The organism is Azospirillum sp. B21, from assembly GCF_008364825.1.
Taxonomy (GTDB): Bacteria; Pseudomonadota; Alphaproteobacteria; order Azospirillales; family Azospirillaceae; genus Azospirillum.
Genome location: NZ_VTTO01000006.1, coordinates 455838 through 465063 on the forward strand (window position 1 = coordinate 455838; position 9226 = coordinate 465063).

Consider the following 9226-nt stretch of genomic DNA (forward strand, 5'->3'; position numbering starts at 1 on the left):
GGATAAGAGTTCCATGCCACTCACCGTCAAGCTCATCGATCGGGATACGTTGCTGGCACAAATCAGCGAGGGACTGGCCGCACGCGGGTTCGTGGTGCTGTGTGGGCCGGCGGGGGCCGGCCGCCACGTTCTCGCCCGCATGGCGGTCGACAGGGGCCTCGCCGATTGCGGTCCGGCGGCGGGCCTTCCAGCTGGCGAGTCGGCGCAAATTGCCATCGTGTCCGCCACCGGCCTCGCTCCGGATGCGGGCCAGTTCCATCTGGACCGCCCTACGATCTTCATCGGTACCCACGCGCTTGCTCGCGAATGGGGCGTGACTCCGATCGTGGTCGGCCCGTTGACGGAGGACCAGTCCATAGACCTGCTGTGGAGTGAGCAGGCCGGCGGAGCGCCGTCCACCGGGGAGAGGGAACAGCTTGCAGGGCTTGCGAAGCGCCTCGGGTATTGGCCTCTCGGTTTGGCCCTCGCGGGGCGGCGCATCGCCGAAGGGATGCGCAGTACATCCTTCGACGATGCGATGGCGGGCCTGACGCGGGACCTCACCACGTTTGGCTTGACATCCCTCGATGATGCCGCGGACCGCCGGCAGGGGCCGACGGTGGCCGGAGCGATGCGGGCGATGCTCGCCGGCTTCGACTGGGAGGAACGCATGGGGTTGGCGGCGCTGGCGCGGGCCGCCGAAAACGAGACCCTTTCGGAGGCCGATGCCGCCGCGGCGACGCGTTTGCCCGTCGGCCGCGCGGCCGGATTGCTGGCACGTCTGCACGACCTGAGCCTCCTGGAGCGACATGGTCCCGGGCACGTGCGCCTCTGGACGGTCGCGCAGGCTTATTTCGGACCACACCTCCGCTTTCAAGGCAACCGGGATGAAGCCCCCGGCCCGCAGCGCGCGGACGACAACCCAGACGTCCAAGAGGCGAAACGACTGTTGGACAAGGGCCAAGTGCGGGCGTGCTGGGAACACTGGAAACTGGCGCGCCGATTGAAGCGGCAGCGCTTCTTCAATGTGGCCAGCGCCCTGTTCAAGGCGTTGCGCACGGCGTGCCATGAGCATCGGCAGGCACGGGGCAGGTTCGGCGCCACCCGAGGGCGGTTGCGGGTCGACCTCAAGCTTGTGCAGGCCGAAGCGTTGTGCACCTACAAGGATGCTTATACACCGGCCCATATCCGCCTCGACGCGGCGCTGAAACTGCTTCGCGAGGAGGCCGCGCTCGACACCACCACGGACCAGGAAACGCTGGGGCTGGCAGGAGCGGTGTACAAGAACAAGTGGGAAATCGACGGTCGCCGCGAACATCTCGAAGCATCGGCGGCCCTCTATCTGCGCGGCTGCGGCCGGGGCATGGTTGGCCCGCGACTCGACAAGGGCTACACCGCGATCAATGCCGCCTTCATGCTCGACCTCCTGGCCGGGCAGATGGACCAGAGCGCCAAAGAGATCGGGATCAGCAGCGAAGACACCAAGAAGCGTGTCTTCGACCTCCGCGAGCGCATCGTCAGGGAGCTGGGGCCGGTGGTCGAGGCTTTGCGGCTCGAGCAGCAGCCCGACGGGTGGTGGACAGCGGTCACCCTGGCCGAGGCGCATTTCGGGCTTGGCGCCTACGATGACGCCCTCTATTGCCTGCGCATCGCCCTTGGACAGCGGCTGGACGAATGGGAACTGGAGTCCACCGCGCGCCAACTGTCGAAGCTGGCCGACCTATCGCAGCGCCGCGCCGGCGGCGAGGCCAGTGCCTTGACCCCGGCCTGGGAAACCCTCTGCGTCTTTCTGCGCGAGGATGTCACCGCAGTGCGCGGGCTGGCCATCGGCAAGGTCGGACTCGCGCTGTCGGGCGGAGGGTTCCGGGCCTCCCTGTTTCATATCGGGGTGCTGGCCGGCCTGGCCGAGATGGACGTGCTGCGTCACGTCGAGGTGCTGTCATGCGTCTCGGGAGGCTCGATCATCGGAGCTTATTATTACCTCGAGCTACGACGTCTGCTCATGACGAAGCGCGATTGCGACATCGACCGGAATGATTACATTGCGCTGGTCAAACGCATCGAGAAAAACTTCAAGATTGGCATCCGTCACAACATTCGCACGCGGGTGTTCACCAACTTCTACCGGTGCCTGGATGCGGTTCTGAAGAAAGGCTGGTCGCGCACCAACTATCTCGGTGACCTGTACGAAAAATACCTGTTCAAGCCGATTTACAGAAATTGGCCGAGGGGCGGGGACCTCGTGCTCAGTAACCTGCTGATCACGCCGTACGAAGATCCCGATTTCATGTTGAAGCTGGACAACTGGCGCCGCGCCAGCAAGGTGCCGGTCCTCTTGCTGAACTGCACAACACTGAACACCGGCCACAATTGGCAGTTCGCGGCAACGTGGATGGGCGAGCCGCCAAGCGGCATCAACGCTGAGATCGACGCTAGCGAGCGTTTGCGCCGGATGTACTATGAAGACAATATTCCCACCGCCTGGAAGAGCGTTCCGCTCGGCTTCGCTGTGGCGGCCTCGTCGGGCGTGCCGGGGCTTTTCCCTCCCCTGCAACTCCCCGGGCTGTATCCCGGGCGCACGATAAGCCTCGTCGATGGTGGCGTGCACGACAACCAGGGGATCGCCGGCCTGCTTGAACAGGATTGCGCCATGCTTCTGGTCAGCGACGCCAGCGGCCAGCTGCAAGTGGAGAAAGAGGTCAAGCAAGGACTTGGCGACGTTCTGCCACGCGCCAACGACATCCTCATGGCCCGCGTGCGCGACCTTCAGAACCGCGAGCTTGAGGCCCGCAGTCGAGGCGGATTGCTGCGCGGTCGGCTGTTCGTGCATCTCATGAAGGATCTCGAATCCCCACCGGTCAAATGGCTGCCCGGCGACACGGAGGGGGAGGCGCCCTCGGCTGAGCTACGGGCTCCCGCTGATGGCGGCGTCACATGCTACGGCATGCCGCGGGACATACAATCCCGATTGGCGGGGATCCGGACCGATCTCGACTCCTTCTGCGATGCGGAGGCCGACACCCTAATGCTCAGCGGCTACCGCATGACACACCGGTTTCTTCCAGATGCCATGCCCGGTTTGGGACGGCAGGCCGAAGCGCGGAGCGATGGCTGGCGGTTCCTGGCCGCCGCGGAGGCCGTCGACAGTGACGACCCGAAGGCAAAGGAGCGCCTCCTTGCCATTCTCGGCGCGGCTCGCCACCGCCTATTCAAGGCGTTTCGGATTCCGGGTTCGCTGAAGTCGATCGTCGATCTGGTCCGCCGGGTCTGGTGGCTGGTGCCCATCGGCATCACGTTCGCCTTCTTCAGTTCTGTGCTGAATGGGTATCTTGTCTTCTATCTTGTAGGGTTGGTGTTGCTTGGAGCCGGGCTGGGCGTTCTGTGCTGGATCCGGCGCCGCAGGCCGGTGATGGAATTCCTCATCGGTGTCCTTGCCATGGTCTTCGGACCAACCCTCGGAGCGCTGTACCTGGCCATCACTGACGGCTTCTACCGGAGACACGGCGGCAATGAGCCATGAGCGCTGGAGCGTCGGGCAGAGTGGTGTTGGGATTGTGAAAGGCGTCGGCGCGAAGCGGCAACGCACACAATCCGGAGCATGCTGTTTTTAAACGAGGAGATCCCAAATGGGCTTAGTGGCAACACCGGCAGAGGCGGTACGGCCTGTGTGCTTCATGGTCATGCCGTTCGGCAAGAAGCCGACCGGTGAAAAGCAGGGCGCCGGGCCGGCGGAGGTGAACTTCAACCTTCTCTGGGACAAGGCGTTACGGCCGGCCATCGAGCGCTTGGGCTATGAGGCGGTTCGAGCGGACGAGGACCTTGGTCCGCTGATCATCGAGGAGATGCTCGAGCGCTTGACGCTGGCCGATTTGGTGATCGCCGACCTGACTTTGTCCAACGCCAACGTCTACTATGAGATCGGCATTCGGCATGGCAGCAAGGACACCGGTTGCGTCTTGATTTCGGCTGACTGGTCGAAGCAATTGTTCGATGTCGCGCAGATGCGGCAGGTGCGCTACCCATTGCCGGAGGGAGAGGTGACGGATGAGCAGGCGCAACTCATCATCGACATGCTCTGCGAGCAGATCCCGAAACTTGCCCATTCGCAGACGCCGCTCTACGCGCTTCAAGGCTACCCCAACCTGGACGTCAAGCGGACCAGCGCCTTCAGGACTTTCGTGCAGACCTTATCGCGCTTCCAGGCCGAGGTGTCCGTCGCACGGAAGATGCCCGCCGCTGCTCGTCGGGACTTGGTGAATCGCCTGCTTGCCACTTACGGAAAGACCGATCCGATTGTTCCAGCCATCGCGCTGGAACTGTTGCTCCTGGTGCGGGATACGCTGACGTTCGAACGGACGCTCCAGTTCGTCGATGGGCTGCCCGAGACCGTCCGGAACCTGCCGGTGGTGCGGGAGCAGAGGGCTCTCGCACTGTCCAAGACCGGCCGGCACCTGGAATCGATCCAGGAACTGGAAACCCTGATCGCGCTCCATGGCGACAGCTCGGAACGCCAGGGTTTGCTGGGAGGGCGCTACAAGGAACTGGCTAAGGGCACCGCCAGCGATGCGGAGCGGGAGCTCTACCTGGACCGGGCGATCGAGCATTACGAGCGCGGCATGTTGCTCGACGTCAACGACTACTTCCCCTCCTCGAACCTGCCCCGACTCCTGCGCACGAGAAACAGGCCCGGGGATGCCGAGAGGGCTCGGGCGGTGAACGCGGTGGTGATGATCGCCTGCGAGGGCGCGCGCCTGCGCAACGCGGCGACGGAGTGGACCAACCCTACCTTGCTCGGTACCGCGTTCGACGTTGGGGACGCCGTCAAGGCGGAGCAACTCCTCATGCTGGTTCTGAAGGACCGGCCCGATGAATGGAAGCTCGGTACGACGATCCCGGATCTCGAGCACTCCGCCGCTCAAGTCGATGACGCCGACGTGCGGCGGAGGCTCGAGGCGGTGGTCGGCCGACTGCGCGAGCACCTGCAGGCTTGCGGAGGGGCGCTTTAGAACATTTTCCGGTCGTCCGGAATTGAAGGAGGATCACCGTCGGGGCTGAAATCTGATCCAAGATGTGGGCTGGTGACGGAGGCCAGCCCGCATGACAGCACCTCTTTCCCTGGATCTGCGTGAGCGGTTGATGGCGTCGGCGGACGGCGGGCAATCCTGGCGCTCGGCGGCGAAACGGTTCGTGGTGGCGCCCTCGACGGCGATCAAGTGGGTCGCGCTGTGGCGCCGGGACGGCCACGTGCAGCCCAAGCCGATGGGCGGCCACGCAATCATGCCGGCGGAGTGCGTGAACTTCTTCGCGGCCGCCGCACATGACTGCGATTGAGTGGAAAATGCTCTAGCTGCGCTCGGACGGCATCGACGGTGCAGGGCCGAGGAACGCTTCCCGACAGGGGAGGAGGTCCTCGGCCTCGCACAAGGAGGCGCTCAGCGAGCGCAGGATGTCGTCAACGCTGCTGTAGTCGATGGGCTTACAAATCAGCCCCCTGTTGTGTAGGATCTTGAACAACGCATAGGGCCTCGTTCCGCGCTGGATCAGCGGGATAACCGGAACCCGGTACGTAGTCACGATAGCCTGAAGTTCGGCCGGAACCGATGGGCCGCTGAGATCGGCGATCACGTGACGCGACAGTCCCGCCAGCACGGTTACGGTTTCCATCTGGTCCCTGGTTTCGACGGCGTCGAAATCGAAAATGATGGGTGCGTAGTGCATGTCCCGGAGTGCGTCCGCCACTTGGCGCAACATTTCCAGGCCGCCGTCGTTGAACCGGCCGAGCAGGAGAACGCCACGCTGAGCCATGAGATGCAGGACCTTTCGAACCTGCCTCGCGTTGAGAAGCAGATAAAGAACCTGGGCCACCTCAATGTCATCCACGAGGATCTTCGGCTGGCCGGGCTTGGCAATGTTCAGACCTGTCTGCCGCGCTCCATCGAGTTGCAGATCCCAGGTGGCGACCCCGTACACATGACACCCCGACAGGTCGGCGTCCCTAAGATCGGTTTCGATCAGTCGCGCCTGACGCAGGGTGGCACCTGACAGATTGGCTCCGCGCAGGTTCGCCTTGAACAATCCAGCTCCGCGCAGGTCAACTCCACGCAGGTCCATGCCGGACAGATCGGCGCGCGTCAGGTCCGGCTGCGACCGCTTATGTATGACCCGCCATTCGTTCCACGCGGTCACCCCTTGCCGAATAAGGTCGATATGCTTTCGATTGCCCATGGTCGGTGTGTCCACCAAAGGGGAGCGAGACGGCTTAACTCTCTCTGTCAATCCGGCCGGCAAGCTGCTCGACGATGGTCTCGGCAATCGCCTCGACCGGCCGAGGTGGCGCGAACTCCATAAGCGAGGGTGGCACCATTGCCACGCTTTCCCGCATGCGGTCGCCATCCTCCCAGTCTTGTGACGCGCTCACGCGCTGCCAAAGCTTATCGGCCAAGTCGCGGGCGTCGTTCCTAAATCCCTGGTCAGGAATGGAAAACCGCAACGTTCTTGGGCGCCGCCTTTCGGACGATCGCCACCGGGCGTCCGCCTGCTTTTCCACGGTTTCGATTCCAGGGATTTCCAGGGGAATGACGGGTAGATTCCCGCGCATGTTTCGAAAAAGGTTCACTTCGCGCACAAAGCCGGTCCTGAATCCGACCAGCAGCATGGCCACCGGTTCCGCTTCTGCAATTCCATGCTTCAGACGCTGGTGATGACGGCCGGAGGTGGCGACCAGCGTGATCAGCTTGTTGTCGAGAAGATAAGGCCAGCGCCGACGAAGCCACGGCTCTGTGATCCCGAGAATGGCAACTCCCGGCGCTGTCGACATGCCTTCACCTTCGACAAAGGATTTTTCCGTCAACTCGGGTTCCCGGAAATCCTGGGCCATGATGGCCAGCATGGGCATGTACACCGGGTGCGGGCGCATAAGAATGCGCGCGCCCGCCGCGAAGAGCGCCCGCCCAATGCTGCGCACGGCCCGGTCCAACGTCAGCAGGTGGTCGCCGTCGGAGTTGTAACCGACCTCTGGCGGAGCGTCATCGCCCACCACAAGCAGCACCGTCCTGCCGCGAAGGCCATCGCCGAAGCTGAAGTCGATGATCATACCAAACCTCCTCCCCGTACGATGCGGCGCGCCAAGTGGCGCTTTTCGGTGACCTCATCGAACATACCGATACCGGATTGCTGCGACAGCCATCGTCCCTCCTGACGGCGTTGCGATGAAAGTGGGGCAATCAACCCAACGACGGCGGATTGTCTGACACCATGGGAGTTGAGGGCACAATGATGGAAATCCCGCAACACCGGCGGGCGTTCACAGGCATGCAGGTAATACCGAGCCCCGCCGCTCCGGGCCTCCATGAGGCCGCCGGGACCGGGGACTACCTGGATTCCATGATGCTCCAGCGTCACGCGCAGTCCCATGAGTTGGTGCGTGCGGCGGATCAACATGGAGGTCGCGTGCGTGTTCTGAATTTGGACCAGGACATTGCCCAGATCTACATCCCGCAGTCGGCGGTCGGCTCCTCGCCCGATCATCATGCCGGACGTCAGGGGAATGCGCTCCGCAGAACGGATTTCCGGTAGCTGGTGCCTGCCCGGAACATGCAGGGAGAGGATGGGAATGCCGTGGCCACGTGCGAACGCCACCTCAGCCTGCGTCCAAGCCGACTTCAGAACGCCGGGGGTTTCGAGTAGCAGCAGAAAGGCCTTGTCTGCCAGTGCCTCGTAGATGGCCTGTGTGAAATCGACGCCTGGCGCCTGGGTGTACTGGTCCAGAAAGCACGAGAAATTGCGGCTGCTCAGGCCGTTGAAAAGCTGCATGGCCAAGCGCGAGCCGTCGGATCGGGAGTAGCTGATGAAGATGCGGAACTCCGACGGGCAGATCCCCGCCTCCGCCAGGACGGCGCCGGCCAATTCACCGGCATTGTGGGTCCAGAAGCCGGCGTTCTGTCTGTCGGGGATGGTGCCAGGCAGGCAGGTGGTCGGGTTTGCACCCTGGGGCAGGAGGGGGATTATCTTAGGTGCGTTCAGCCCGGCACGCGGGGGGGCCGTCAACCATCGCGGCAAAGCGGCTGGCCGATCATAATCCCCGAGATAAACGACGACGGTCCAGCAGTCCGGATCAGAGAACGCATGGCAATTGCTGGGGTTGCTTATCGCTCCGCTGCACGGCATAGCGCGCATTTGGTGATGGATGGCTCCCCCCACCGCGCGGAGGCTGCGGACCAAAGCGTCGCGCAGATCCTGACAGTATCGAAGGCCCTCTGGCGTTCCGTTGGAGAGCAGTATGACCTGCACCGGATTTCTGAGGGGCAGGCCGGTGAACCCTTCGCATTTATATTTCCTGGAGGGATCATCGGTGTGCAGGATGAGCTGAAGCCCGTTTTGCAGTGTCATCTTCTCGCTCTTAAGCCGTGTCCCGGATCCAATCGACGTAGGGGAACGATGGTTGCCACGGGGGCGGTCTCACTTCGCATATGCTGAAACTATAAATGTCTATCACGCCTCACGGGTATGTTTCTACGTGTAATCTATTGCAAAGTGCGTGGTGGCTTGCTCTGCTACGTGAATCTAGGCAAATGCCGGACCATGCCTTTGGGACATCTCCGACTTACACTGCCCGGCAAAGCGCCGCCCAGCCCATTCCTACAATTTTCCGCCGGGACCTAATCAGCTTGATGCCTTCGGAAACTGAACCGCACCGGGTTTCCTGGAGGCCCCATCATCTGAGAGAGTGGGGTCATTATGACGAAGCAGGCATCACCCAAATACGCCCCTGAAGTGCGCGAGCGCCCGGTTCGGATGGTATTCGAACACGAAGGCGAGCATGCCTCGCATGATCTTGCCCCAGTTCGGTGGACACCACTGCTAAGCTCCGAGTGGAGCGGGAAGGTGTCTGATGACGAAGACAAGGCGATCCTTCACGGACGAGTTCAAGCGTGAGGCCGTTGCCCTGCTGGAAGGGAGCGGCCGGCCACTGGAGCATGTGGCGCGGGAGTTAGGCCTGCAGGCCTCGGTGCTGCGGAACTGGCGCCGGGTAGCCCAAGGGCACCCGCCGCGGTCACGGTCTGGTTCCCCTGCCGTATCCGGCACGGCCATGCCGGCTAATCCGGACGAGCAGACGGCGGAGATCGCGCGGCTGCGACGCGAGCTGGAGCGGGCCCGGCAGGAACGCGACATTTAAAAAAGGCCATCAGCATCTTCTCGGAACCGCCGAGATGAGGTTCCGCTTCATCGAGGACCACCGGGACGAGTT

Annotated in this window: 7 protein-coding genes; 4 read left to right on the forward strand and 3 right to left on the reverse strand. The window is 63.0% G+C overall.

Annotated features, from left to right (window positions below):
• Window positions 1-13 precede the first annotated feature (13 nt).
• The 3 genes from FZ983_RS17695 to FZ983_RS17705 all read left to right on the forward strand — a co-directional run bounded on the left by FZ983_RS17695 (window position 14) and on the right by FZ983_RS17705 (window position 5310).
• Window positions 14-3499 carry a patatin-like phospholipase family protein gene (locus tag FZ983_RS17695; protein WP_149224812.1) on the forward strand — a complete coding sequence of 1162 codons (3486 nt, stop codon included), beginning with the start codon at window positions 14-16 and terminating at the stop codon, window positions 3497-3499.
• Window positions 3500-3653: 154 nt separating this feature from the next.
• On the forward strand, window positions 3654-4985 hold the full coding sequence (locus tag FZ983_RS17700; RefSeq protein WP_188092376.1) for a tetratricopeptide repeat-containing protein: 1332 nt from the start codon (window positions 3654-3656) through the stop codon (window positions 4983-4985).
• Between the two features lie 91 nt (window positions 4986-5076).
• Window positions 5077-5310 (forward strand): hypothetical protein, encoded by a 234-nt coding sequence (locus FZ983_RS17705; RefSeq protein ID WP_149224814.1) that lies wholly within the window; start codon window positions 5077-5079, stop codon window positions 5308-5310.
• 12 nt (window positions 5311-5322) lie between these two features.
• Here FZ983_RS17705 and FZ983_RS17710 read toward each other — a convergent pair whose 3' ends face one another.
• From FZ983_RS17710 to FZ983_RS17715, 3 genes are read right to left on the reverse strand one after another with little or no spacing between them, the layout of a single operon-like run.
• Entirely contained in the window at window positions 5323-6204 is an 882-nt protein-coding gene (locus tag FZ983_RS17710) for a pentapeptide repeat-containing protein (protein WP_188092377.1), read from the reverse strand.
• Window positions 6205-6238: 34 nt separating this feature from the next.
• Entirely contained in the window at window positions 6239-7072 is an 834-nt protein-coding gene (locus FZ983_RS34150) for a hypothetical protein (RefSeq protein ID WP_188092378.1), read from the reverse strand.
• Window positions 7069-8367 carry a toll/interleukin-1 receptor domain-containing protein gene (locus FZ983_RS17715; protein ID WP_149224816.1) on the reverse strand — a complete coding sequence of 433 codons (1299 nt, stop codon included), beginning with the start codon at window positions 8365-8367 and terminating at the stop codon, window positions 7069-7071. The genes FZ983_RS34150 and FZ983_RS17715 overlap by 4 nt, the downstream gene beginning before the upstream one ends.
• 502 nt (window positions 8368-8869) lie before the next feature.
• Between FZ983_RS17715 and FZ983_RS17725 the strand changes: the two genes are divergently transcribed.
• Window positions 8870-9154 (forward strand): transposase, encoded by a 285-nt coding sequence (locus FZ983_RS17725; protein ID WP_149224818.1) that lies wholly within the window; start codon window positions 8870-8872, stop codon window positions 9152-9154.
• The last annotated feature ends 72 nt before the right edge of the window (window positions 9155-9226 follow it).